This is a genomic window from Frankia sp. Mgl5, assembly GCF_023242985.1.
GTDB classification, from domain to species: Bacteria; Actinomycetota; Actinomycetes; order Frankiales; family Frankiaceae; genus Parafrankia; species Parafrankia soli.
This window is the reverse complement of record NZ_JALKFY010000521.1, coordinates 1-374: the sequence shown is the minus strand read 5'-3', so window position 1 is coordinate 374 and position 374 is coordinate 1. Positions and strand designations below refer to the sequence as shown.

The 374-nt window shown below is 59.4% G+C and carries 1 protein-coding gene; it reads right to left on the bottom strand.

All coding sequences use genetic code 11. The features are described from left to right. Nucleotides 1-374 (bottom strand): metal ABC transporter ATP-binding protein (locus MXD62_RS10430; RefSeq protein WP_368862383.1); only part of this gene is annotated, 374 nt, incomplete at both ends.

Here is a 374-nt window from a genome sequence, read left to right as displayed (position 1 = left end):
CTCCTGATCCACCCCTACGGTCGGCTCATCCAAAATCAACAGCTCAGGATCTGCCACCAATGCCCGGGCGATAAACACCCGCTGCAACTGCCCGCCGGATAAGCTGCCGATCCGTTCATCCAGCTTTTCGGTCAGTCCCACCCGCTCGACAACCTCGATCACCTTCTCACGATGCTTGGCTTGGTAACGGCGGAACAAACCTACCTTTCCGACCAGACCGGAGGTAACCACTTCCCTTACAGTTGCCGGAAAACCGCCCGCTCCGTGGGCCACCTGCTGAGCCACATAGCCGATCTTCGTCCAGTCGCGGAACTTCGGCAAAGGTTGACCAAACAGCTCCACCTGCCCCTGCGTAGGCGAGAGCAGTCCGAGGA